The organism is Streptomyces yangpuensis (assembly GCF_001005295.1).
Classification (GTDB): Bacteria; Actinomycetota; Actinomycetes; order Streptomycetales; family Streptomycetaceae; genus Streptomyces; species Streptomyces yangpuensis.
The window spans coordinates 771313-795197 of sequence record NZ_LBMK01000002.1 but is presented as its reverse complement, the minus strand read 5'-3'; the positions used below and the strand labels follow the sequence as shown (position 1 = coordinate 795197).

Below are 23885 nucleotides of genomic sequence, written 5' to 3'. Positions count from 1 at the left end.
TCTCACGGCAACACTGTGGTGAGCGTGCCATGACAAAGCGTGCTCACGGGCGGCGCAGGTCCCACCCCCATGTCGCAGTCGGCCCCACGGCCGCGACGGACCTACGGAGGAGCACCCTTGAGCACAGCATCCCCACCCCCCACCAGGCGCACCCGGTTCTTCACCAGGGTCGCGGCGGTCGTCGCCGCGCTCGCCCTCCCCGTCACCGGGCTCGTGGCCCTGGCCGGGCCGGCCCAGGCCGCCGCCGCGGCGACCGCGACGTACACCAAGGTCTCCGACTGGGGTTCCGGCTTCGAGGGCAAGTGGGTGGTGAAGAACACCGGCACCACCACGCTCACCAGCTGGACCGTGGAGTGGGACTACCCGGCGGGCACCTCGGTCACCTCGGCCTGGGACGCCACCGTGACGGGCTCGGGCACCCACTGGACCGCCAGGAACGTCGGCTGGAACGGCACCCTCGCCCCCGGGGCCACCGCCAGCTTCGGCTTCAACGGTTCCGGCTCGGGAGCCCCCAGCGGCTGCAAGATCAACGGAGCCTCCTGCGACGGCGGCAGCCAGCCCGGCGACAATCCCCCCACCGCTCCCGGCGCCCCCGCCGCGAGCAACGTCGCCGACACCTCGCTGACCCTGACCTGGACCCCGGCCACGGACGACAAGGGCGTCAAGAACTACGACGTCTACCGCGGCTCCGCAAAGGTCGCCACGGTCACCGGCACCAGCTACGCCGACTCGGGCCTGACCAAGGGCACCACGTACACCTACAGCGTCACCGCCCGCGACACCGTCGACCAGACCGGCCCCTCCTCGGGCTCCACCACGGTCACCACGACCGGCGGGGTGATCCCCCCGGACCCGGGCGACAAGGTCAAGCTCGGCTACTTCACCAACTGGGGCGTCTACGGACGCAACTACCACGTGAAGAACCTGGTCACCTCCGGCACCGCGGCGAAGATCACGCACATCAACTACGCCTTCGGCAACGTCCAGAACGGCCAGTGCACGATCGGTGACGCCTACGCCGACTACGACAAGGCCTACACCGCCGACCAGAGCGTCGACGGCGTCGCCGACACCTGGGACCAGCCGCTTCGCGGCAACTTCAACCAGCTGCGCAAGCTGAAGAAGGCGTACCCGAACATCAAGATCCTGTGGTCCTTCGGCGGCTGGACCTGGTCCGGCGGCTTCCCGCAGGCCGCCGCCAACCCGGCCGCGTTCGCCCAGTCCTGCTACAACCTGGTCGAGGACCCGCGCTGGGCCGACGTCTTCGACGGCATCGACCTGGACTGGGAGTACCCGAACGCCTGCGGCCTGTCCTGCGACACCAGCGGCCCGGCGGCCTTCAAGAACCTGATGCAGGCCGTGAAGACCCGCTTCGGCGCGAACAACCTGGTCACCGCCGCCATCACCGCCGACGCCTCGGACGGCGGCAAGATCGACAAGGCGGACTACGCGGGCGCCGCGCAGTACACCGACTTCTACAACGTCATGACCTACGACTTCTTCGGCGCCTGGGCGGCCCAGGGCCCGACCGCCCCGCACTCCCCGCTGACCTCGTACGCCGGCATCCCGCAGGCAGGCTTCAACTCGGCCGACGCCATCGCCAAGCTCAAGGCCAAGGGCGTGCCCGGCTCCAAGCTCAACCTGGGCATCGGCTTCTACGGCCGCGGCTGGACCGGCGTCACCCAGGCGGCCCCCGGCGGCACCGCCACCGGACCCGCCCCGGGCACGTACGAGCAGGGCATCGAGGACTACAAGGTGCTCAAGAACAGCTGCCCGGCCACCGGCACCGTCGCCGGCACGGCCTACGCCAAGTGCGGCAGCAACTGGTGGAGCTACGACACCCCCGCCACCATCGCCGGGAAGATGACCTGGGCCAAGCAGCAGGGCCTCAGGGGAGCCTTCTACTGGGAGTTCAGCGGCGACACCGCGAACGGCGAGCTCGCCAACGCGGTCCACACCGGGCTCCGGTAACGGACGGAAGCCGGGCAGACGGGTCCGCCCCCGTCTCCCCGGCTTCTTCATGCCCTCACGTACCCCTGCGGGGTAGGACCTCGTGTACCCCTGCGGGGTAATAGCAGGCAGGGCGTGTCTAGGCGACGTTCACCCGCTGGCCGGGCGGCGCCGCCTCCAGCCATGCCAGGAAGCCCGTCAGCGCGTCCTCGCTCATAGCCAGCTCCAGGCGCGTCCCCCGGTGGAGACAGCCGAGCACGACGGCGTCGGACAGCAGGGCCAGCTCCTCCTCGCCCTCCGGGGCACGGCGGGCCAGGACCTCGATGGAGGAACGCTCCAGCAGCCGGCGCGGGCGCGGGGAGTACGAGAACACCCGGAACCACTCGATCCGGTCACCGCTGTAGCGGGCGACCCCGTACACCCAGCCCTTGCCGGAGATGTCGGGCTCCTCGGCGACACCCCAGCGCATGCTGCAGTCGAAGGTGCCGCCGGACCGCTGGATCAGTCTGCGGCGCAGTCCGAAGACGAACAGCCCGATCACCACCAGGGCTACGACCAGGCCGCTCACAAGCAGAGCGAGGAGCATCTTCACCGACCTCCTCGCTCATCGAATACGCATGAGAAACGGGGGCCCCTCCCAGACGGAGTCCGGGGAAGGACCTGCATCGCCTCAGCCGCGACCCGGTCTGGAAAATTCCAGAACGGACCGCGGCTGAGGTTGCCGAGCCCCGGAGGTCGCCCTCCAGGACTCAGCGGTGGAAACTCCGACGGGCGTTCAGCCCGTTACGGCGCGCAGCCGGACATCCGCGCGACGCTCGGCGGCCGCGTCGGCCTCCGCCTTCGCGCGCTCCAGTGCCCGCTCCGCACGCTGGACATCGATCTCGTCCGCGAGCTCGGCGATCTCGGCCAGCAGGGACAGCTTGTTGTCCGCGAACGAGATGAATCCGCCGTGCACCGCGGCGATGACAGTGTTGCCCTCGCTGGTGCGGATGGTCACCGGGCCCGATTCCAGCACACCGAGAAGCGGCTGGTGACCGGGCATGACGCCGATGTCGCCGGACGTGGTGCGGGCGACAACAAGGGTGGCCTCGCCGGACCAGACATTGCGGTCCGCCGCGACCAGCTCGACGTGCAGCTCAGCAGCCAAGGTGGCTCCTCGGGTCACCACCCGGCGGGTCGGCCGGGTGTTGGGTCAAATTCTAATGGGCGTGGGGAGAGGGACGGGACACACCCGCCCCTCTCCGTTTGCAGACACTGCCGGCGTTCGCCGGGGGCCTGCTCACCGGATGCGCTCCTCGCGGAGCGCGCCGGATCAGGAGACGCCCAGCTCCTTGGCGTTGGCCTTCAGGTCCTCGATGCCACCGCACATGAAGAACGCCTGCTCGGGGAAGTGGTCGTACTCACCGTCGCAGATCGCGTTGAACGCGGTGATCGACTCGTCGAGCGGAACGTCCGAACCGTCCACACCGGTGAACTGCTTCGCCACGTGGGTGTTCTGCGACAGGAAGCGCTCGACGCGACGGGCACGGTGGACAACGAGCTTGTCCTCCTCGCCCAGCTCGTCGATACCGAGGATCGCGATGATGTCCTGGAGGTCCTTGTACTTCTGGAGGATCCCCTTGACACGCATGGCGGCCGCGTAGTGGTCCGCCGCGATGTACCGCGGGTCGAGGATGCGGGACGTCGAGTCCAGCGGGTCCACGGCCGGGTAGATGCCCTTCTCGGAGATCGGACGGGAGAGAACCGTCGTCGCGTCGAGGTGGGCGAAGGTGGTCGCCGGCGCCGGGTCGGTCAGGTCGTCCGCGGGGACGTAGATCGCCTGCATCGAGGTGATCGAGTGACCACGGGTCGAGGTGATGCGCTCCTGGAGGAGACCCATCTCGTCGGCCAGGTTCGGCTGGTAACCCACTGCGGAGGGCATACGGCCGAGCAGGGTCGACACCTCGGAACCCGCCTGGGTGTACCGGAAGATGTTGTCGATGAAGAAGAGCACGTCCTGCTTCTGAACATCGCGGAAGTACTCCGCCATGGTCAGACCGGCCAGGGCGACGCGCAGACGGGTGCCCGGGGGCTCGTCCATCTGGCCGAAGACAAGGGCGGTCTTGTCGATGACGCCCGAGTCGCCCATCTCCTCGATGAGGTCGTTGCCCTCACGGGTGCGCTCACCGACGCCCGCGAACACCGACACACCGTCGTGGTTGTTGGCGACGCGGTAGATCATTTCCTGGATCAGAACGGTCTTGCCGACACCGGCACCACCGAACAGACCGATCTTTCCACCCTTGACGTACGGGGTGAGAAGGTCGATGACCTTGACGCCGGTCTCGAACATCTCCGTCTTGGACTCGAGCTCGTCGAAGCTCGGGGCCTTGCGGTGGATGGGCCAGCGCTCGGTGACCTCGGCGTTCGCCTCGGGGTAGTTGAGCACCTCACCCAGGGTGTTGAACACCTTGCCCTTGGTGAAGTCGCCGACGGGGACGGTGATGCCCTCGCCCGTGTCGGTCACCGGGGCCTGGCGGACCAGACCGTCGGTGGGCTGCATCGAGATCGTGCGGACCAGGCCGTCACCCAGGTGCTGGGCGACCTCAAGGGTCAGCGTCTTGAGCGCGCCGTCCTCGGCCGGGTCGGCGACCTGGACCTTCAGCGCGTTGTAGATTTCGGGCATCGCGTCGACGGGGAACTCCACGTCGACGACCGGGCCGATGACCCGGGCGATGCGGCCCGTGGCAGCGGCCGTCTCAACAGAGGTCGTCATTACTTGTCACTCCCCGCGGTCGCGTCGGCCATGGCGCTGGCGCCACCGACGATCTCGCTGATTTCCTGGGTGATTTCGGCCTGGCGGGCCGCGTTGGCAAGCCGGGAGAGGCTCTTGATGAGATCCCCGGCGTTGTCGGTCGCCGACTTCATCGCGCGGCGGCGGGCGGCGTGCTCGGAAGCGGCCGACTGCAGCAGTGCGTTGTAGATCCGGCTCTCGACGTAGCGCGGCAGAAGGGCGTCGAGGACGTCCTCCGCCGACGGCTCGAACTCGAACAGCGGAAGGATCTCGCCCTTCGCACCGTCCTCCTCCGCAGCCTTGTCGAGGCTGAGCGGCAGCATCCGGCCGTCGACCGCGTTCTGCGTCATCATCGACACGAATTCCGTGTAGACGATGTGCAGCTCGTCGACGCCGCCCTCGGCCGTTTCCAGCTGGATGGCCTCGATCAGCGGACCCGCGACGCGCTTGGCGTCGGCGTAGGCCGGGCTGTCGGTGAAGCCGGTCCACGAGTCCGTGACCTTGCGCTCACGGAAGCCGTAGTAGGCGACACCCTTGCGGCCGACGATGTAGCTGTCGACTTCCTTGCCCTCGCCGCGCAGCCGCTCGGTGAGCCGCTCCGCCTGCTTGATGGCGTTCGAGGAGTAGCCGCCGGCCAGACCGCGGTCGCTCGTGATGAGCAGGACCGCGGCGCGGGTCGGCGTCTCCACCTCGGTGGTCAGGGCGTGCTTGTTGTTCGAGCCGGTCGCCACCGCGGTCACCGCACGGGTGAGCTCGGTCGCGTACGGCATCGACGCCGCCACCTTGCGCTGCGCCTTGACGATGCGCGAGGCGGCGATCATCTCCATCGCCTTGGTGATCTTCTTGGTCGCCGTGATGGCACGGATGCGACGCTTGTAGACCCGGAGCTGCGCTCCCATGAGTCAGGTCCCTTCCGTCGTCACTTGGAGACGTTGACGGCCGGCACGTCCTCGCCCAGGAGCTTGCCGTCCGAGGTCTCGAACTGGCGCTTGAAGGCCGCGATGGCGTCGGCGATCGAGCCGAGGGTGTCGTCCGACATCTTGCCGCCGTCGGCGATGGAGGTCAGGAGGTCCTTGCGCTCGCGGCGCAGGTGCTCCAGCAGCTCCGACTCGAAGCGACGGATGTCGGCGACCGGGACGTCGTCCATCTTGCCGGTGGTGCCGGCCCAGACGGAGACGACCTGCTCCTCGACGGGCATCGGCTGGTACTGGCCCTGCTTCAGCAGCTCGACCATGCGCTTGCCGCGCTCCAGCGAGGCCTTCGACGCGGCGTCCAGGTCGGAACCGAAGGCGGCGAACGCCTCCAGCTCGCGGTACTGGGCCAGGTCGACGCGGAGACGACCCGAAACCTGCTTCATGGCCTTGTGCTGGGCGGAGCCACCGACGCGGGAGACGGAGATACCGACGTTCAGCGCCGGGCGCTGGCCCGCGTTGAACAGGTCGGACTCCAGGAAGCACTGGCCGTCGGTGATGGAGATGACGTTGGTCGGGATGAACGCCGACACGTCGTTCGCCTTGGTCTCGACGATCGGCAGACCGGTCATCGAACCGGCGCCCATCTCGTCGGACAGCTTCGCGCAGCGCTCCAGCAGACGGGAGTGCAGGTAGAAGACGTCACCCGGGTAGGCCTCACGGCCCGGCGGGCGGCGCAGCAGCAGCGACACGGCGCGGTAGGCGTCGGCCTGCTTCGACAGGTCGTCGAAGATGATCAGGACGTGCTTGCCGGCGTACATCCAGTGCTGGCCGATGGCGGAACCGGTGTACGGCGCCAGGTACTTGAAGCCAGCCGGGTCGGACGCCGGGGCGGCGACGATCGTCGTGTACTCGAGGGCGCCGGCCTCTTCCAGGGCGCCGCGAACGGACGCGATGGTCGAGCCCTTCTGGCCGATGGCGACGTAGATGCAGCGGACCTGCTTGTTCACGTCGCCCGAGCGCCAGTTGTCGCGCTGGTTGATGATCGTGTCGACGGCCAGAGCGGTCTTGCCGGTCTGACGGTCACCAATGATCAGCTGACGCTGGCCACGGCCGATCGGCACCATCGCGTCGACGGCCTTGTAGCCGGTCTGCATGGGCTCGTGCACCGACTTACGGACCATGACGCCCGGGGCCTGCAGCTCAAGGGCGCGGCGGCCCTCGGTCGCGATCTCGCCGAGGCCGTCGATCGGGTTGCCGAGCGGGTCGACGACACGGCCGAGGTAGCCCTCGCCGACACCTACGGAGAGAACCTCACCGGTGCGCTGCACCGGCTGGCCCTCCTCGATACCGCTGAACTCGCCGAGGACGATCGCACCGATCTCGCGCTCCTCGAGGTTGAGGGCGAGACCGAGGGTGCCGTCCTCGAACTTCAGCAGCTCGTTCGCCATGGCGGAGGGCAGGCCCTCCACCTTCGCGATGCCGTCGCCGGCAACGCTGACCGTTCCGACCTCCTCGCGCGAGGCCGCGTCCGGCTGGTACGACTGGACAAAGTTCTCCAGTGCGTCCCGGATCTCCTCCGGCCGGATCGTGAGCTCCGCCATCTGGGTTCCCTGCTCTCCTTGTTGGGCCTGAAGCTTCTTAGGGGTCTGGGGGCGACCCCCAGGAATCTTCTGCAAGTTCTGCACGGCCCAACCGGGCCGCTAGGAATGCTTTGTACTTGTGGTGCTGGTCAGCCGGCCATGCGGCGGGACGCCTCTGCGAGGCGGTCCGCGATGGTGCCGTCGATGACCTCGTCGCCGACGCGCACCGAGATCCCGCCGAGGACCTCGGGGTCCACGTCCAGGTTCAGGTGCATCTGGCGGCCGTACAGCTTGGCCAGCACCGCGCCGAGACGCTGCTTCTGCACGTCGCTGAGCGGAACCGCGCTGGTCACGGTGGCGACCATGCGGTCACGGCGCTCGGCGGCGAGCTTGGAAAGGGACTCGAGTCCCGCTTCCAGGCTACGTCCACGCGGGTGGGTGACAAGACGGATCACCAGGCGCTCGGTGACGGCGCTCACCTTGCCGCCCAGCAGGCTGCGCAGCAGCTGGCTCTTGGCGGAGGTGGTCGCCGCGCGGTCGGTCAGCGCGGCACGCAGCTCGGTGTTCGAGGACACGATCCGGCCGAAGCGGAAGATCTCGTCCTCGACGTTGTCGAGCACCTCGGCCTGCTGGGCCGCCGTGAGGTCGGCGGTGGCCGCCAGCTCCTCCAGCGAGTCCACCAGGTCGCGGGACTGCGACCAGCGGGACCGGGCCATGCCGGACACCAGGTCGAGGGTCTCCCCGCCGACCTGACCGCCGAGCAGCCGAGCGACGAGCTCGGCCTTGGCCTCGCCGGACTGCGCCGGGTCCGTGATGACCCGACGCAGCGAGACCTCACGGTCGAGCAGCGCGGTGACAGCGGCCAGCTCACCGGCGAGCTTCGCCGCGTCGACGGACGTGTTGTCCGTCAGCGCGTCGAGACGCTCGCGCGCGGAGGCCAGCGCCTCGCGGCTCGCTCCGTTCATCGGGCCGCCTCGGCCTTCTCCTCAAGCTCGCTGAGGAAGCGGTCGATGGTGCGGCTCTGCCGGGCGTGGTCCTCGAGGGACTCGCCGACGAGCTTGCCGGCCAGGTCGGTGGCGAGCTTGCCCACGTCCTGACGCAGCGCCTGAGAGGCGGCCTTGCGGTCTGCCGCGATCTGGGCGTGGCCGGCAGCGATGATCTCCTCACGCTGCCGCTGGCCCTCTGCGCGCAGTTCTTCCTTCAGCGCAGTGCCCTGCTCCAGCGCTTCCTGGCGCAGGCGCGCGGCCTCGTGCCGGGCTTCGGCGAGCTGGGCCTTGTACTGCTCCAGGACGCTCTGGGCCTCGGTCTGAGCGGCTTCCGCCTTCTCGATACCGCCCTCAATGGCCTCGCGGCGCTCTTCCAGAACCTTGTTGATGTTCGGGAGGAGCTTCTTCGCGAGGAAACCGAAGACGATGACGAAGGCGATCAGACCGATGACGAGCTCGGGGATCGGCGGAACGAGGGGGTTTTGAGGCTCCTCGGCCGCGAGAACCAGGAGGTTCACATCAGTGCCTTTCGTCGATTCGGACTAGTCGTGTTCGTCAGGCGTAGACGAACGGCATGACCAGACCGATGAGGGCGAGCGCCTCACAGAAGGCGAAGCCGAGGATCTGGTTGGCGCGGATCAGACCGGCAGCTTCGGGCTGACGGGCGAGCGCCTGGGTGCCGTTACCGAAGATGATGCCGACGCCGACGCCGGGGCCGATCGCCGCGAGGCCGTAGCCAACGGAGCTGAGGGAACCGGTGACGGCAGCAAGGGTCTGGGACATGCCAGTTCTTCCTTCTCTTTCACGGACCGGTGGGGGTTGGCCACCGGACGACTGGGGGGATTGCTTGGAGCGGACTGCGCTCAGTGGTGCTCGGCGAGCGCGCCCTGCAGGAAGCTGCAAGCCAGCAGCACGAAGACGTAGGCCTGGACGGCCTGGATGAAGAGCTCGAAGGCGGTCATCACGATGACCATGACGAACGAGACGCCCGCGTAGGCGATGCCGATCCCGTTCAGCAGGTACCAGCTGGCGATCGTGAAGAGCAGCAGCAGGGTGTGACCGGCGAACATGTTCGCGAACAGTCGGACCGCGTGGGTGAAGGGGCGGACCAGGACGTTCGAGAAGAACTCGATCACCATGACCATCGGCAGAACCGGGCCGAGCGTCTTGTCGTAGCCCGTGATGTTCTTGAAGCCGCCGACGAAACCGTGGCGCTTGAAGGTCACCGACATCCACATGACGTAGATGACAAGGGCGAGCCCGGCCGGGTACGCGATGACCGCGGTCACCGGGAACTGGGCGAGCGGGACGATGGACCAGAGGTTCATCATCCAGACGAAGAAGAACGTCGCGACCATGAAGGGGACGTACTTCTCACCCTCCTTCTTGCCCAGCGTTTCGTAGACGATGCCGCGGCGCACGAAGTCGTAGCCGGCCTCGGCGACCATCTGCAGCTTGCCCGGGACGACCTTCGGCTTCCGGAACGCGGCCCAGAAGAAGGCGACGATGATGACCGAGCCCAGCAGGGCCAGGAGCATCGTCTTGTTGAAGTACAGGCCGTCCGCATCGCCGAACATCGGCTTGAACAGGAACGAGTACAGGGTCGGGCCCGGGAAGCCGCAGCCAGTGCCGTCTTCGAAATGACAATTGATCTCGAAGGCGAGCGTCATGTCAGCAGCACTCACCGCAGGGCTCCTTCAGCGTGGCGCATAGGTACGGCAACCTCGTTGTGTCGGCGCGGCGCGCAGCCGCGGTTCGGCACTGGACTGGTGTAACGGATGGTGGGGCGGCAGTCAGGCATCGAGCCTCGCGATGGAACAGGCGTCAGCTCAGATGCCCGCGCCCGCAGTGCCGCAGTTGGCACCGGACGATAGCAGGATCTCGAACGCCCACTTATCCCGGCCCTACCCTTCACGACTTCGGCCCCGGATTTTCGGGCTTGTCGCCCTTCACCGAGTCCGGTTCAACGTAAAGGATCTTGGCCTTCATGTGGGCACGCGTCTGCGCGGCGATCCACACCAGGGTGGTGGCGACGAGCGTGATGGCGAAGGCCTTGGGGTTGAACAGCGTCGTGTTCTTGAACGCTGCGACAAAGACGAAAAGCAGCAGGATCTGGGCCGTGTAGAGCATGAGCCCCATGGCCTGGAAGAGGTGCGGAAGCGATTTCGCCGTGCGCTGCAGAACGACGAATCCGATGCCCATGAACAGGATCACGACCAGCGTCGCGACGACGGCTCCGAGCGCACCCTTGCCGCCGACGACAAGCCCACTGATCAACGCGGCGAGTGCGCCGGCGATGGCCGTGGGCACGGCGGCTTGCAGAAGGGATCGGACGTCATCTGACCGCATGGCGGTTTGCTCCGCGTGGTGGTGGGGGCACTGGACTCGTACGGGACGAGCGTAAGCCCGGTCCGAGAGAGAACCTCGGGCCAAGGGACCGTCGCACTACGGTCCTTCGGCTCTGTCGCCGGGTTTAGTGAACGGTATCACAAACTATTTGATGAGAGCTTTACCTGCCGGGTGTGCCGACTGTCACACATGAGAGTGACCCTGCGCGTGTGTGCGCGACAGGAGGGTCGACTGTCTGCTAATGGGCGACCATGTCGGACATGTGCCGCGGCCGTCAGCGAGTGGATTCAGCCTTACGCCGCTCGGGGAAGCGCGAACGGGGGCCCACGGCGGTCGCTCCGTTGACGCCCGAGACGCCCGCGGCGATCGGCCTGACGGGCTGCGGCTCGGCGCCCGAGGCGTCCTGTGCGGCCGCCTCCGCGGCTGCTTCCGCCGCCCGTGCGGCGTGCCGGTAGCGCGGCGGGACCAGCCGCTCGGCCCAGGCCGGGGTGCGCGGCGTGAAACGCGGCAGGAGGAGCAGGAAGAGGCCCACCGCGCTGAGCACGGCGATCACCAGCACGATCCACATCGCGGCGGAGTGCACGGAGTAGGCCACGGTGCCGAAGGCGATCAGGCCCGACCAGAAGTACATGATCAGGACCGCGCGGCTGTGCGAGTGGCCGAGTTCCAGCAACCGGTGGTGCAGGTGCCCGCGGTCGGCCGCGAACGGCGACTGGCCCTTCCACGTACGGCGCACGATGGCCAGCACCAGGTCCGCCATCGGGATGGCGATCACCGTCAGCGGCAGGATCAGCGGGATGTAGGCGGGGAGCATCGCGTGCGTCGCGTTGCGCTCACCACCGGCGAACAGGGCCAGCGCGTCCGGGTCCACCTGGCCCGTCAGCGAGATCGCCGCGGCGGCCAGCACCAGCCCGATCAGCATCGAGCCGGAGTCGCCCATGAAGATCCGGGCGGGGTGCATGTTGTGCGGCAGGAAGCCCAGGCACATGCCCATCAGGATGGCCGCGAAGAGGGTCGCGGGCGCCGCGGACTCGATGCCGTAGCCGAACCAGATCCGGTAGGCGTACAGGAAGAGCGCCGCGGCGGCGATGCAGACCATGCCGGCGGCGAGGCCGTCGAGGCCGTCCACGAAGTTCACCGCGTTGATGGTGATCACGACGAGGGCCACGGTGAGCAGGTTGCCCTGCCACTGGGTGAGCGGGACCGTGCCGATGAAGGGCACCGGGATCCACAGGATGGTCAGACCCTGCATGACCATCACACCGGCGGAGATCATCTGGGCGCCGAGCTTGATCAGCGCGTCGATCTCGAACTTGTCGTCCAGGACGCCGATCAGCCAGATCAGGGCGGCGCCGGAGAGCAGTGCGCGCGGTTCGTTCGACTTCTCGAAGACCGCGTTGAGGTTCTGCAGGTGGTCGGCGACCAGCAGGCCCGCGCACAGGCCGCCGAACATCGCGATCCCGCCGAGGCGCGGCGTCGGCTCGCGGTGCACGTCGCGGGCGCGGATCTCCGGCATGGCCCCGGCCGCGATCGCGAACTTCCGCACGGGCCCGGTCAGCAGGTAGGTCACCGCGACCGTGACGCAAAGCGTCAGCAGATATTCACGCACTGGCTGCCCCAGATGTATCGCCGGCCATCTCAGCCCCACACATTAGCTGCGATGTCCCCTCTCCCGAGGACGCGAGGGGGCGGTATACCGGTTCCACTACACCCCTCTTGCCCCATTTACTCCCCGTAAGGGGGAAATCCCTCCGTGAGCTCGCCGACCTCCGTACGTGTCTTCGCGGCTTCCCCGCGCAGCGCGGCCGCGAACAGCTCCGCGATCCGCCGCATCTGCTCCTCCCCCATGCCCTGGGTGGTCACGGCGGCCGTTCCCAGGCGGACGCCCCGCTGGTCCCCGTACGGCAGGACGCAGGTGTCCAGCACCATCCCGGCGGCGGCCAGCCGGCCGCGCGCGGTCGGGCCGTCCACGCCCAGCGGCGCCGGGTCCGCGGTGATCATGTGCGTGTCGGTGCCGCCGGTGGTGACCGTGAACCCGCGCTCCTCCAGCGCGCCCGCGAGCACCCGGGCATTGGCGACCACACGGTGGGCGTAGGTGGCGAAGGCCGGCCTGGCCGCCTCGCCGAAGGCGACGGCCTTGGCGGCGATGGTGTGCATCTGGGCCCCGCCCTGGGTGAAGGGGAACACCGCCCGGTCGATGCGCTCGGCGAACTCGGCGCCGCACAGGATCATCCCGCCGCGCGGCCCGCGCAGCACCTTGTGGGTGGTCGCGCACACGACGTCGGCGTACGGCACCGGACTCGGCGCGGCCCCGCCCGCCACCAGCCCGATGGGATGGGCGGCGTCGGCGATCAGGTACGCCCCGACCTCGTCGGCGATCTCCCGGAACGCGGAGTACTCGGGGTGGCGGGGGTAGGAGATCGACCCGCACACGATGGCCTTCGGCCGGTGCGCCCGGGCGAGGTCCTGCACCTGCCGGTAGTCGATGAGGCCGGTCCCGGCGTCGAGCCCGTAGCCGACGAAGGTGAACCACTGCCCGGAGAAGTTGGCGGGCGAGCCGTGGGTGAGGTGTCCCCCGTACGGGAGTCCCATGGCCAGCACGGTGTCCCCCGGCCGCAGCAGCGCCGCGTAGGCGGCCAGGACGGCCGAGGAACCGGAATGCGGCTGCACGTTCGCGTGCTCGGCCCCGAACAGTGCCTTGGCCCGCTCGATCGCCGCCTTTTCGGCCAGGTCCGCGTACTCGCACCCGCCGTGGTAGCGGGCGCCGGGGTAGCCCTCGGCGTACTTGTTGGCGAGCGGGGACCCCAGCGTCGCCAGTACGGCCGTCGAGGTGAAGTTCTCCGCCGCGCTCAGCTGCAGCGTGCCGGCCTGCCTGCGGGCCTCCCCGTCGAGCACGTCGGCCATCTGCGGGTCCTGTCGGCGCAGCAGGTCCGTGGGCTGGGTGATGACGCTCATGGCGCGACTCCAGGGGTACCGGGTTACCAGCCACTGTAGGCCCGCACCCCCCACGACGCCCTGCCGACGCCCCCCGCCGGCCTCCGGCCGCCGAGGTCAGCGGCGGGCCGCCACACCCGTCAGGGCCGTCACCACAGGGTCCAGCGCCTGGTTGATCTCGTCGCCGATGGAGCGGAAGAAGGTGATCGGCGCGCCGTACGGGTCGTACACCTCGTCCGCGTCGGGCGACGGCGCCAGCAGCCATCCGCGCAGCGCCGCGGCGGCCCGTACGAGCGCCCGCGCCCGCTCCGCCATGCCGTCGTCCAGCGGCGGCAGCGTGGCCGGATCTATGGCCCGGACCAGCCGGGTGAACTCCTTGAGCGTGAAGGTGCGCAGCCCCGCCGAATGCCCCATCGAGATGACCTGCGCACGGTGGTCGCGCGTGGCGGTCAGCACCAGGTCGGCGCGTATGACGTGCTCGTCCAGCAGCTCGCGGCCGGTGAACCCGGTCGCGTCGGCCCCGAAGTCCTCCAGCACGGCCGCCGCGTTCGCCTCCATCGGGGCGCCCTCGTGGCCCCACGTACCGGCGCTCTCCACGATGAGGTCGCCGCCGACGGGGCCGCCGAGGCGGTGCGAGAGGGCGTGCCGCGTCAGCCGCTCGGTGATGGGCGAGCGGCACACGTTGCCCGTGCTGACGTGGAGTATGCGGAAAGTGCTTCCCCCTGCTATGCCACGCCCCTCAGGGCTCACGGGGCCACCTCGAGGTCGGGTACGACCTCCCGCAGCTGGTCGGCGCTGAGCGCCCCCTCGCGCAGCAGCACGGGAACCTTCCCCGTGACGTCGACGATCGACGACGGCTCGATGCCGGGCGTCGGACCGCCGTCCAGGTAGACGGACACCGAGTCGCCGAGCATCTCGCGGGCCGCGTCGCAGTCCTCGGGGGCCGGGTGCCCGGACAGGTTGGCCGAGGACACCGCCATCGGGCCGACCTCCGTCAGCAGCTCGATGGCGACCGGGTGCAGCGGCATGCGGACGGCGACGGTGCCGTGGGTGTCGCCGAGGTCCCACGCCAGGGACGGCTGGTGCTTGGCGACCAGCGTGAGCGCGCCGGGCCAGAAGGCGTCGACGAGCTCCCAGGCCTGCTCGGAGAAGTCCGTGACGAGGCCGTGCAGGGTGTTCGGGGAACCGATGAGCACCGGGGTGGGCATGCCGCGGCCGCGGCCCTTGGCGGCGAGCAGGTCGTGCACAGCCTCCGGGCTGAAGGCGTCCGCGCCGATCCCGTACAGGGTGTCGGTGGGCAGCACGACGAGCTCGCCGCGGCGCACGGCGGATGCGGCTTCACGCAGGCCCGTCTTACGGTCCGTCGCGTCGTTGCAGTCGTATCGCCGGGCCATCAGCGGGCCTCCTCGTGCAGCAGGGGGGTGGCGGGGTTCGTCGCGCCGGTCACGGCAGCGCCTTGCGGGCCGTGGCGAAGCGCGGGCGGTTGTTGAGGTCGGGGTGGTCGGCCGCGTCGGCCCAGCCCTGTTCCTCGGCGAAGATCCACGGGACCTGGCCGCCCTGGGTGTCGGCGTGCTCGACGACGACGATGCCGCCGGGTCGCAGCAGCCGGTGGGCGGTGCGTTCGAGGCCCCGGATGGTGTCGAGTCCGTCCTCGCCGGAGAAGAGCGCCATCTCCGGGTCGTGGTCGCGGGCCTCGGGGGCCACGTACTCCCACTCGGTGAGCGGGATGTACGGCGGGTTGGAGATGACCAGGTCGACCTGGCCGTCGAGCTCGGGCAGCGCGCTCAGGGCATCGCCCTGGTGGACGGTGACCCGGGAGCCCTCGGCGTTCTTGCGGGTCCAGCGCAGGGCGTCCTCGGACAGCTCGACCGCGTGCACGCGCGAGCGCGGCACCTCCTGCGCCATGGCCAGCGCGATCGCGCCGGATCCGGTGCACAGGTCGACGATCAGCGGCTCGACGACGTCCATCGCCCGGACGGCCTGTATGGCCCAGTCCACGACCGACTCGGTCTCGGGCCGGGGGACGAACACCCCGGGCCCTACCTGGAGCTCCAGGTAGCGGAAGAAGGCGCGGCCGGTGATGTGCTGGAGCGGCTCGCGCGCCTCGCGGCGGGCGACGGCCTCCCAGTAGCGGGCGTCGAAGTCCGCGTCCTTGACGTGGTGCAGTTCCCCCCGTTTGACGCCGTGCACGAAGGCGGCGAGCTCCTCCGCGTCGAAGCGCGGTGAGGGCACGCCGGCGGCGGCCAGCCGCTGGGTGGCCTGGGCCACCTCGGCAAGCAGCAAGTTCACGCTGGTCCTCCGGGCTGCTGTCGTACGGGGGGTGGTGGCTGTTTCGGTCAGTTCGCGGCGGCGAGCTTGGCCGCGGAGTCCGTGTCCACGCAGGCCTGGATGACCGCGTCGAGATCACCGTCGAGCACCTGGTCCAAGTTGTACGCCTTGAAGCCGGTGCGGTGGTCCGAGATCCGGTTTTCCGGGAAGTTGTACGTACGGATCTTCTCGGACCGGTCGACGGAGCGGACCTGGCTGCGGCGCACGTCGGAGGCCTCCTGCTCGGCGGCCTCCTGGGCGGCGGCCAGCAGGCGGGAGCGCAGGATGCGCATGGCCTGCTCCTTGTTCTGGAGCTGGCTCTTCTCGTTCTGGCAGGAGGCGACCACACCGGTCGGGATGTGCGTGATACGCACGGCCGAGTCGGTGGTGTTGACGGACTGGCCGCCGGGGCCGGAGGAGCGGTACACGTCGATGCGGAGGTCGTTCGCGTTGATCTCGACCTCGACCTCCTCGGCCTCCGGGGTGACGAGCACGCCGGCGGCGGAGGTGTGGATGCGGCCCTGGGACTCGGTGGCGGGAACGCGCTGGACGCGGTGCACGCCGCCCTCGTACTTCAGGCGGGCCCACACGCCCTGGCCGGGCTCGGTCGCGCCGTTGCCGCCCTTGGTGCGTACGGAGACCTGGACGTCCTTGTAGCCGCCGAGCTCGGACTCGGTGGCGTCGATGATCTCGGTCTTCCAGCCCACGCGCTCGGCGTAGCGCAGGTACATGCGCAGCAGGTCGCCGGCGAACAGGGCGGACTCGTCGCCGCCCGCGCCCGCCTTGACCTCCAGGAGCACGTCCTTGTCGTCGCTGGGGTCGCGCGGGACGAGCAGCAGGCGGAGCTTCTCGGTGAGCTCCTCGCGCGCCTGCGTCAGCTCCTTGACCTCGGCGGCGAAGTCCGGGTCGTCGGCCGCGAGCTCCTTCGCCGTCTCGATGTCGTCGCCCGTCTGCTTCCAGGCACGGAAGGTCGCGATGATCGGGGTCAGCTCCGCGTAGCGCTTGTTCAGCTTGCGCGCGTTGGCCTGATCGGAGTGGACCGAAGGGTCGGCGAGCTGCTTCTCAAGGTCGGCGTGTTCGCCGACCAGTTCCTCGACCGCCTCGAACATCGGGGGACTCCTGTGGTGAAAGTGCGGGGGACTGCACGGGTGACGGGCTTGAACGACGACAAAGGCGCCGGTCCGGCCGCCCCCGAGTGGACAGGGGGCGACCGGGGACCGGCGCCTGGGTCGCGCTACTTCTTGGCCGCGCCCTTGCCGAAGCGCGCCTCGAAGCGGGCCACACGGCCACCGGTGTCGAGGATCTTCTGCTTGCCCGTGTAGAACGGGTGGCACTCGGAGCAGACCTCGGCACGGATGGTGCCCTCGGTCAGGGTGCTACGGGTCGTGAACGACGCGCCGCAGGTGCAGCTGACCGCGGTCTCGACGTACTCGGGGTGAACATCGCGCTTCAAGGTGTCTCCTAGATTCGGGAGGGCGCCGGGTCGCAGGAGCCGAATTGCTACGTGCGTGAACCGGGGCCGACAGACCAGTCTGCCAGGACCGGGCCGCCTGTCAAAATTCTGAGGACGCCTGCTTCAACGGGAAGGGGTCCCGGTCTATTCCTGGGTCCGCTCCGGGTCCGTTCCGGGTCGGTTCCGGGTCGGTTCCGGGTCCGTTCCGCCGGGTGCGCCTACTGGACGACGGTCCCCGCGGCGCTCTTGTCGCCGGTGGAGTTCACGGTGGCCTCGGCGGGGATCGGCCGGTCGGCCAGCAGGGCGTCCCAGACCATCTGCGACTCCTTCTGCAGGGGTGTGACGCGGTTCGCGTCGAGCGCGTCCGTGGTCACGGGCAGGGTGATCATCTGCATGTCACCGGCGTCGATGCCCTGGAGGCTCTGGGCGAATCCGGCGAGGGACTTCACGTCGCCGAGCGCCTTGTCGGTGGTGAGGGCCTTGGTCCCGGCGTCGGCGAGGTCGAACAGCTTCTTGGGGTTGTCGAACACCCCGACGCCCTTGACCTGCTTGATCAGCGCCTTGATGAAGGCCTGCTGCAGCTGTATCCGGCCGAGGTCGCCGCCGTCCCCGACGCCGTGGCGGGTGCGGACCAGGCCCAGGGCCTGCTCGCCGTTCAGCTTGTTCGGGCCGGCCGGGAGATCGAGGTGGCTGTAGGCGTCCTTGATCGGCTTGGTGGTGGTGACCTCGACGCCGCCGAGGGTGTCGATGATCTTCTTGAAGCCGGTGAAGTCGACCTCGATGTAGTGGTCCATGCGGATCCCCGACATCTTCTCGACGGTCTTGACCGCGCAGGCGGCGCCGCCGACGGTGTAGGCCTCGTTGAACTGCCGGCGCTTGCCGCCGGGGTCGGTCTTCCCCCTGCCCGTGGGGCACTCGGGCCGGGAGGTCATGGTGTCGCGGGGTATGGACACGACACTGGCCTTCTCGTGGCCCTCGTACAGGTGGACGATCATCGCGGTGTCGGAGCGGGCGGAGCCGCCGTCGTCCTGGCCGTACGCGCCGTTGGCTCCGCCGCGGGAGTCGGAGCCGAGGACGAGTATGTCCATCGATCCGTTGTCGGCGTCGGCGGGGCGGTCGGTACCCAGCGCCTGGTCGATGTCGACCGTTTTCAGGTTGCCGTTGAGCTTGAAGTAGAAGTAGCCGGCGCCCGCCCCTCCCAGCAGGACCACCCCGGCGGCGCTCCACGCGGCGACGACGAGGGCCCTGCGGCGCGTCGCCGGTTTGCGCCGGCGGCCCGCGGCCCGCCGGCCCCGGCCCTTGCTGTCCTCGGTCATGCGCTCTTCACTCCTGAGTCCGGTCCCCGGGTCCGTACCGGCCCGCCGTCCGCCCCGCGGGTCCTCTGACACAGACGGGCGAATGCCTTGAAGAGTTCCACGCCGGACGCAACCCCCGATCGGGCAGCACTTGCGTACGAACCGGTACAAAACTCTGCGTAGCCCGTTCTTCACCTGCGGTTTCGGGGTACGCGCCCGGGCGCCACGCGGCGGGTGCGATGTGGCGAAGCTCGCACGGGGCCCGGACGGCTCTCCAAGGGCCCTCCAGGGGCCCGCAGGAAGCACTCCAGGACACTCCGGGGCGGTTCCCGCCGGCCGCCGAACGCACGGCAGCCCCCGCCGCGCAGTGCGGACGGGGGCTGCCGTGGCGATGCCTCACCACCGGCGCGGGGCGCCGGACGAGGGACCTCAGTCGTCGTTCTTGCCCGACGGGGTCGTCTTCGCGATCTGCATCAGGAACTCGGCGTTCGACTTCGTCTGCTTCATCTTGTCGAGGAGCAGCTCGATCGCCTGCTGCGAGTCGAGCGCGTGCAGCACCCGGCGCAGCTTCCAGACGATGGCGAGCTCCTCCGCGTTGAGGAGGATCTCCTCCTTGCGGGTGCCCGACGGGTCGACGTCGACGGCCGGGAAGATGCGCTTGTCGGCGAGCTTCCGGTCGAGCTTGAGCTCCATGTTGCCGGTGCCCTTGAACTCCTCGAAGATCACCTCGTCCATGCGCGAGCCGGTGTCGACCAGCGCGGTGGCCAGGATGGTCAGCGAGCCGCCGTCCTCGATGTTGCGCGCGGCACCGAAGAAGCGCTTCGGCGGGTACAGCGCGGTCGAGTCGACACCACCGGACAGGATGCGGCCGGAGGCGGGCGCCGCGAGGTTGTACGCGCGGCCCAGACGGGTGATGGAGTCCAGCAGGACGACCACGTCGTGACCCAGCTCGACGAGACGCTTGGCGCGCTCGATGGCCAGCTCGGCGACGGTGGTGTGGTCCTCGGCCGGGCGGTCGAAGGTCGAGGAGATGACCTCGCCCTTGACCGACCGCTGCATGTCGGTGACCTCTTCCGGACGCTCGTCGACCAGGACGACCATCAGGTGGCACTCGGGGTTGTTGGTGGTGATCGCGTTGGCGATCGCCTGCATGATCATGGTCTTGCCGGTCTTCGGCGGGGCCACGATCAGACCGCGCTGGCCCTTGCCGATCGGCGACACGAGGTCGATGATGCGGGTGGTCAGCACGCCCGGGTCGGTCTCCAGGCGCAGCCGGTCCTGCGGGTACAGGGGCGTCAGCTTCTGGAACTCCGGTCGGCCGCGGCCGGATTCGGGCGCCATGCCGTTCACCGAGTCGAGGCGCACCAGGGCGTTGAACTTCTCGCGGCGCTCGCCGTCCTTGGGCTGGCGCACGGCACCCGTGGTGTGGTCGCCCTTGCGCAGACCCGCCTTGCGGACCTGGGCGAGGGAGACGTACACGTCGTTGGGGCCGGGCAGGTAGCCCGAGGTCCGGATGAACGCGTAGTTGTCGAGGATGTCGAGGATGCCCGCGACGGGGATCAGCACGTCGTCGTCGGCGACCTGCGGCTCGTTCGGCGCGAACTCGTCGCGGCCGCGACGGCCACGGCGGTCGCGGTAGCGGCCGCGACGGCCACGGCGGCCGCCCTCGTCGTCGAAGTCGTCCTGCGGGCCGCCGTCCTGGCGGCCCTGCTGGCCCTGGCCCTGACCGCGGCCGCCCTGCTGCTGGCGGTCCTGACGGTCGGCGCGGTCCTGCCGGCCGCCACCCTGGCCGCCCTGCGCCGCCTGGCCCTGACCCTGGCCGCCCTGGCCCTGGTCGTCGGCCTTGGCACCGCGCTCACGGCGGTCGCGCTGGCGGTCGCCGCGCTCACGACGGTCGCGGCGGCCGCGGCCCTCGCCGTCCTGGCCCTGGGCCTGGCCCGCGGAGACCGCGGTGGCGGCCTCCGCCTTGGTCTCGGCGGGCGCGGTGACGGTGGCCGTGTCGGCCTTCTGCTCGACCTGTACGGAGACGGGGGCCGAGCCCTCCGGGCTGCCGGAGGGGGCCGTGGCGCGGCGGCGGCGACGCTCGCCGGCGGGCGCGTCGTCTCCCCCGCTCTCGGCTGCGCTCGAACGGGAGGGGCCCCCTGCGGGCTGGCCCGGGATCTCGATCTGCGCCTGCGCGGCGGCGGGCTTCTCGGCGGGGGCCGCGGGGGCCTCCGCCGGTGCTGCGTCGGCGGCGGCCGTACGGGCCTTGCTGGTGGCGCGGCGCTTCGGCTTGGCCTCGGCGGTGTCCGCGGCGGAGGCGGCGGCCTTGGGGGCACCGCTGCCCGCCTGCGCCTCCTTGATGACCTCGATCAGCTGGCTCTTGCGCATCCGCGCGGTGCCCCTGATACCGAGGCCCGACGCGACCTGCTGCAGCTCGGCCAGGACCATGCCGTCAAGGCCGGTGCCGGTGCGACGACGCTTGGGCGCGGCGCCCGCGGCGGGAGCACTGGTGTCGACAGAGGTGTCGGCAGCGCCCATCAGATCGGTGGTGTCGCTCACGAAGGGTCCTTCCCTGGAGCGGACGTCGGCCTGTCTGGCTCGGCGACCGGTTGTGCTGTCCGACGACGGTCCTAGGTGTGGACCGTGCCGGGGCGGTGGTCCGCCGATAAGAGATACGGCGGAAAGAAACGTGCGTGGGTTCCGGCGAGAAGCCCCCGAGCTGAAAGCGTGGGAAAATCACGCCGATTCCGGAGCGTGCTCGAAACTGCTGGAAGTGATCAAAGCAGTCGGGGAGGCTCCCGGAAGAAATGTGGTCCCGGATGGGGACACTGAGCACCGAGCCATGGCGGCTTCCGATGCGCACTTGAGACTAACACTACCGGATCCAATAGATATTCCCCCTCTCAATCACCGGCAACCGCGCACTTCCGCGCGGGCGGCCTGCCCCGGCCGCCCGCCCTGAGTCGACCGGGCCTGTCGAAGAACAGGCCTAGCCGCCCTGGGTACCCAGCGGAAGTACGCTCGCGCCCGCGGCGTCGAGGGCGAGCCGGTTGGCCGCCCACCCCTCGCCGGCGAGCTGCGCGACCTTGTCGGCCGCGTCGTTGTCGACCAGCGCGAGGACCGTGGGGCCCGCGCCGGAGATGACCGCGGGGATGCCGTCCGCCCGCAGTCGGTTGACGAGTGCCACGCTCTCGGGCATCGCCGGGGACCGGTACTCCTGGTGGAGCCGGTCTTCGGTGGCCGGCAGCAGCAGCTCGGGACGCCTGGTCAGGGCTTCCACGAGCAGGCCCGCACGGCCCGCGTTGACGGCCGCGTCCACGTGCGGCACGGTGCGCGGCAGCAGGCCGCGCGCCGTCTCGGTGAGGACCGGCCGGGAAGGTACGAAGACCACCGGAACGATGGAGTCGGCGGGCTCCATCCGGATCGCCCGGGCGCTGCCCCCGTCCATCCACGCCAGCGTGAACCCGCCGAGCAGGCAGGCGGCGACGTTGTCGGGGTGACCCTCGATCTCGGTGGCGAGCTCCAGGAGCGCCGCGTCGTCGAGCTTCGCCTCGCCGCCTATGGTGACGGCGCGGGCGGCGACGATGCCTGCGCAGATGGCGGCGGAGGAGGACCCGAGGCCGCGGCCGTGCGGAATCCGGTTGGCGCAGACGACCTCCAGGCCGCGCGGCTGTCCGCCCAGCAGGTCGAAGGCGGTGCGCATGGAGCGTACGAGAAGGTGACTCTCGTCCCGCGGGAGGGTGTCGGCGCCCTCGCCCGCGATGTCGATGTTCAGGCCGGAGTCGGCCACCCGGACGACGACGTCGTCGTAGAGCCCCAGGGCCAGGCCCAGAGCGTCGAACCCGGGGCCGAGGTTGGCACTGCTGGCGGGGACGCGCACCCGTACGGCGGCGGCGCGGAACGCTGGACCGGCCATCGTCCGATGACACTCCTTGTGACTGTGCGAGGACTTCGCTCTTCGCTGGCTCGCTGTGAATGTACTGGAGAACGTACGACACCCGAAGGCCCTCGGGGCAGCACCGCAGTCATATGCGCGGTGGCGGATGTAAGTACAGCCTATCGAAGGAAGGTTCTCTCGCGACATAGGGCGCACAGGAGGCGCACGATGCGTGTCGCGGGCTTCGACCGGGGTGGACCCGCTTCGGCTGCACTTTTGTCGTCGTACGAGGTGAGTTGCCGGGTTCCGGGGGGTCCCGGGGAGTGCCGTCGGGGCACTCGGGAACCCTCCGGAACCCGGCTCACACGATCGTGCGGCCGGATCTGTCGGAACCGGTCTGTCAGAACCCGTCAGACCAGGCCGAGGCGCACGGCGGCGGCCTCGGCGTCCACCGGAACGGTGACGGGCTGCGGAGCGCCGGCGACCGCCCAGTCGGGGTCCTTGAGACCGTTGCCCGTGACGGTGCACACGATCCGCTGGCCCGGGTCCACCAGGCCCAGCTCGGCGGCCTTGAGCAGACCGGCTACGGACGCGGCCGAGGCGGGCTCGACGAAGACGCCCTCCTGAGCGGCCAACAGCCGGTAGGCGGCCAGGATCTGGCGGTCCGTCACCTCGTCGATGAAGCCCCCCGACTCGTCCCGCGCGGCCAGCGCGTGGTCCCAGGAGGCCGGGTTGCCGATACGGATCGCGGTGGCCACGGTGTGCGGCTCCTTGACGACCTCGCCGCGCACGATGGGCGCGGAACCGGAGGCCTGGAAGCCCCACACACGGGGCGTACGGGAGGCCAGGCCGTCGGCCTTGTACTCCTTGAACCCCTTCCAGTACGCGGTGATGTTGCCCGCGTTGCCCACCGGCAGCACGTGCACGTCCGGGGCGTCGCCGAGCGCGTCGACGATCTCGAACGCGGCCGTCTTCTGGCCCTCGATCCGCACCGGGTTGACGGAATTGACCAGCGCCACCGGGTAGTTGTCGGACAGCGCGCGGGCGAGGTCCAGGCAGTCGTCGAAGTTGCCGTCCACCTGCAGGATCTTGGCGCCGTGCACGAGGGCCTGGCCCATCTTGCCGAGCGCGATCTTGCCGCGGGGCACGAGCACCGCGCAGACCATCCCGGCGCGCACCGCGTACGCGGCGGCGGAGGCCGAAGTGTTGCCGGTGGAGGCGCAGATGACGGCCTTGGCGCCCTCCTCCTTGGCCTTCGTGATCGCCATGGTCATGCCGCGGTCCTTGAAGGACCCGGTGGGGTTCGCCCCCTCGACCTTGAGGTGCACCTCGCAGCCGGTGCGCTCGGACAGCACCTGCGCGGGGACGAGGGGAGTGCCACCTTCGCGGAGCGTCACCACGGGAGTCGTGTCCGTCACCGGCAGGCGGTCCCGGTACTCCTCGATGATGCCGCGCCACTGGTGGGTGCGATTGCTGCTCATGGGT

General features: G+C 69.7%; 22 protein-coding genes. 1 reads left to right on the top strand and 21 read right to left on the bottom strand.

All coding sequences use genetic code 11. The features are described from left to right. Positions 1-69: 69 nt before the first annotated feature. On the top strand, positions 70-1971 hold the full coding sequence (locus AAT21_RS08985; RefSeq protein WP_079025527.1) for a glycoside hydrolase family 18 chitinase: 1902 nt from the start codon (positions 70-72) through the stop codon (positions 1969-1971). Positions 1972-2089: 118 nt separating this feature from the next. Here the strand turns inward: AAT21_RS08985 and AAT21_RS08980 are convergent, their stop codons facing one another. The 21 genes from AAT21_RS08980 to thrC form a co-directional block, all read right to left on the bottom strand. After that, positions 2090-2536: a DUF2550 domain-containing protein gene (locus tag AAT21_RS08980; RefSeq protein WP_030826849.1), complete on the bottom strand. Its 447-nt coding sequence runs from the start codon at positions 2534-2536 to the stop codon at positions 2090-2092. Between the two features lie 189 nt (positions 2537-2725). Next, positions 2726-3097 (bottom strand): F0F1 ATP synthase subunit epsilon, encoded by a 372-nt coding sequence (locus tag AAT21_RS08975; protein WP_030027381.1) that lies wholly within the window; start codon positions 3095-3097, stop codon positions 2726-2728. A 165-nt stretch (positions 3098-3262) separates the two neighbouring features. Further along, a complete protein-coding gene (atpD, locus tag AAT21_RS08970) occupies positions 3263-4705 on the bottom strand; it encodes a F0F1 ATP synthase subunit beta (protein ID WP_030768913.1) in 1443 nt (480 codons plus the stop codon). Further along, on the bottom strand, positions 4705-5622 hold the full coding sequence (locus AAT21_RS08965) for a F0F1 ATP synthase subunit gamma (RefSeq protein WP_030853614.1): 918 nt from the start codon (positions 5620-5622) through the stop codon (positions 4705-4707). Before AAT21_RS08965 ends, atpD begins: the two co-directional genes overlap by 1 nt. A 20-nt stretch (positions 5623-5642) precedes the next feature. Next, positions 5643-7238, bottom strand: a complete 1596-nt coding sequence (atpA, locus tag AAT21_RS08960; RefSeq protein WP_030660299.1) for a F0F1 ATP synthase subunit alpha — start codon at positions 7236-7238, stop codon at positions 5643-5645. 128 nt (positions 7239-7366) lie between these two features. Beyond that, complete coding sequence (locus AAT21_RS08955) at positions 7367-8182, bottom strand: F0F1 ATP synthase subunit delta (protein ID WP_046776172.1); 816 nt, start codon at positions 8180-8182, stop codon at positions 7367-7369. Then, positions 8179-8721 carry a F0F1 ATP synthase subunit B gene (locus AAT21_RS08950; RefSeq protein WP_030826858.1) on the bottom strand — a complete coding sequence of 181 codons (543 nt, stop codon included), beginning with the start codon at positions 8719-8721 and terminating at the stop codon, positions 8179-8181. Before AAT21_RS08950 ends, AAT21_RS08955 begins: the two co-directional genes overlap by 4 nt. 37 nt (positions 8722-8758) lie before the next feature. After that, the gene (locus AAT21_RS08945; protein ID WP_046776171.1) at positions 8759-8986 is read right to left on the bottom strand and encodes an ATP synthase subunit c family protein; all 228 of its coding nucleotides are present in this window, start codon (positions 8984-8986) and stop codon (positions 8759-8761) included. Positions 8987-9066: 80 nt separating this feature from the next. Then, positions 9067-9873 carry a F0F1 ATP synthase subunit A gene (atpB, locus tag AAT21_RS08940; RefSeq protein WP_046776170.1) on the bottom strand — a complete coding sequence of 269 codons (807 nt, stop codon included), beginning with the start codon at positions 9871-9873 and terminating at the stop codon, positions 9067-9069. 241 nt (positions 9874-10114) lie between these two features. Next, positions 10115-10552: a hypothetical protein gene (locus AAT21_RS08935; RefSeq protein WP_046776169.1), complete on the bottom strand. Its 438-nt coding sequence runs from the start codon at positions 10550-10552 to the stop codon at positions 10115-10117. A gap of 274 nt (positions 10553-10826) precedes the next feature. Next, a complete protein-coding gene (locus tag AAT21_RS08930; protein WP_046776168.1) occupies positions 10827-12161 on the bottom strand; it encodes an MraY family glycosyltransferase in 1335 nt (444 codons plus the stop codon). 116 nt (positions 12162-12277) lie between these two features. Then, a complete protein-coding gene (locus AAT21_RS08925) occupies positions 12278-13507 on the bottom strand; it encodes a serine hydroxymethyltransferase (protein WP_046776167.1) in 1230 nt (409 codons plus the stop codon). A gap of 96 nt (positions 13508-13603) precedes the next feature. Next, positions 13604-14236, bottom strand: coding sequence for an arsenate reductase/protein-tyrosine-phosphatase family protein (locus AAT21_RS08920; RefSeq protein ID WP_046776166.1), 633 nt, complete (start codon positions 14234-14236; stop codon positions 13604-13606). After that, entirely contained in the window at positions 14233-14880 is a 648-nt protein-coding gene (locus AAT21_RS08915; protein ID WP_030964254.1) for an L-threonylcarbamoyladenylate synthase, read from the bottom strand. Before AAT21_RS08915 ends, AAT21_RS08920 begins: the two co-directional genes overlap by 4 nt. A gap of 49 nt (positions 14881-14929) precedes the next feature. Beyond that, complete coding sequence (gene prmC / locus AAT21_RS08910) at positions 14930-15775, bottom strand: peptide chain release factor N(5)-glutamine methyltransferase (RefSeq protein WP_046776165.1); 846 nt, start codon at positions 15773-15775, stop codon at positions 14930-14932. 47 nt (positions 15776-15822) lie between these two features. Then, entirely contained in the window at positions 15823-16902 is a 1080-nt protein-coding gene (gene prfA / locus AAT21_RS08905) for a peptide chain release factor 1 (protein WP_046776164.1), read from the bottom strand. A gap of 125 nt (positions 16903-17027) precedes the next feature. After that, positions 17028-17246 (bottom strand): 50S ribosomal protein L31, encoded by a 219-nt coding sequence (gene rpmE, locus AAT21_RS08900; protein WP_030008686.1) that lies wholly within the window; start codon positions 17244-17246, stop codon positions 17028-17030. A 218-nt stretch (positions 17247-17464) separates the two neighbouring features. Next, the gene (locus AAT21_RS08895) at positions 17465-18562 is read right to left on the bottom strand and encodes an LCP family protein (protein WP_046776163.1); all 1098 of its coding nucleotides are present in this window, start codon (positions 18560-18562) and stop codon (positions 17465-17467) included. A gap of 408 nt (positions 18563-18970) precedes the next feature. Continuing rightward, positions 18971-21082 carry a transcription termination factor Rho gene (rho, locus tag AAT21_RS08890; protein ID WP_046776162.1) on the bottom strand — a complete coding sequence of 704 codons (2112 nt, stop codon included), beginning with the start codon at positions 21080-21082 and terminating at the stop codon, positions 18971-18973. A gap of 430 nt (positions 21083-21512) precedes the next feature. Further along, positions 21513-22439: a homoserine kinase gene (thrB, locus tag AAT21_RS08885; RefSeq protein ID WP_030768872.1), complete on the bottom strand. Its 927-nt coding sequence runs from the start codon at positions 22437-22439 to the stop codon at positions 21513-21515. 371 nt (positions 22440-22810) lie between these two features. Continuing rightward, positions 22811-23881, bottom strand: a complete 1071-nt coding sequence (thrC, locus tag AAT21_RS08880) for a threonine synthase (RefSeq protein WP_046776161.1) — start codon at positions 23879-23881, stop codon at positions 22811-22813. Positions 23882-23885: the final 4 nt, after the last annotated feature.

Bases quoted from the DNA above. Each gene is read 5' to 3' on its own strand.
- AAT21_RS08985 (WP_079025527.1), top strand. From the start codon at position 70: ATGTCGCAGTCGGCCCCACGGCCGCGACGGACCTACGGAGGAGCACCC.
- AAT21_RS08980 (WP_030826849.1), bottom strand. From the start codon at position 2,536: ATGCTCCTCGCTCTGCTTGTGAGCGGCCTGGTCGTAGCCCTGGTGGTG.
- atpD (WP_030768913.1), bottom strand. From the start codon at position 4,705: ATGACGACCTCTGTTGAGACGGCCGCTGCCACGGGCCGCATCGCCCGG.
- AAT21_RS08965 (WP_030853614.1), bottom strand. From the start codon at position 5,622: ATGGGAGCGCAGCTCCGGGTCTACAAGCGTCGCATCCGTGCCATCACG.
- atpA (WP_030660299.1), bottom strand. From the start codon at position 7,238: ATGGCGGAGCTCACGATCCGGCCGGAGGAGATCCGGGACGCACTGGAG.
- AAT21_RS08955 (WP_046776172.1), bottom strand. From the start codon at position 8,182: ATGAACGGAGCGAGCCGCGAGGCGCTGGCCTCCGCGCGCGAGCGTCTC.
- AAT21_RS08945 (WP_046776171.1), bottom strand. From the start codon at position 8,986: ATGTCCCAGACCCTTGCTGCCGTCACCGGTTCCCTCAGCTCCGTTGGC.
- atpB (WP_046776170.1), bottom strand. From the start codon at position 9,873: ATGACGCTCGCCTTCGAGATCAATTGTCATTTCGAAGACGGCACTGGC.
- AAT21_RS08935 (WP_046776169.1), bottom strand. From the start codon at position 10,552: ATGCGGTCAGATGACGTCCGATCCCTTCTGCAAGCCGCCGTGCCCACG.
- AAT21_RS08925 (WP_046776167.1), bottom strand. From the start codon at position 13,507: ATGAGCGTCATCACCCAGCCCACGGACCTGCTGCGCCGACAGGACCCG.
- AAT21_RS08915 (WP_030964254.1), bottom strand. From the start codon at position 14,880: ATGGCCCGGCGATACGACTGCAACGACGCGACGGACCGTAAGACGGGC.
- prfA (WP_046776164.1), bottom strand. From the start codon at position 16,902: ATGTTCGAGGCGGTCGAGGAACTGGTCGGCGAACACGCCGACCTTGAG.
- AAT21_RS08895 (WP_046776163.1), bottom strand. From the start codon at position 18,562: ATGACCGAGGACAGCAAGGGCCGGGGCCGGCGGGCCGCGGGCCGCCGG.
- thrB (WP_030768872.1), bottom strand. From the start codon at position 22,439: ATGGCCGGTCCAGCGTTCCGCGCCGCCGCCGTACGGGTGCGCGTCCCC.
- thrC (WP_046776161.1), bottom strand. From the start codon at position 23,881: ATGAGCAGCAATCGCACCCACCAGTGGCGCGGCATCATCGAGGAGTAC.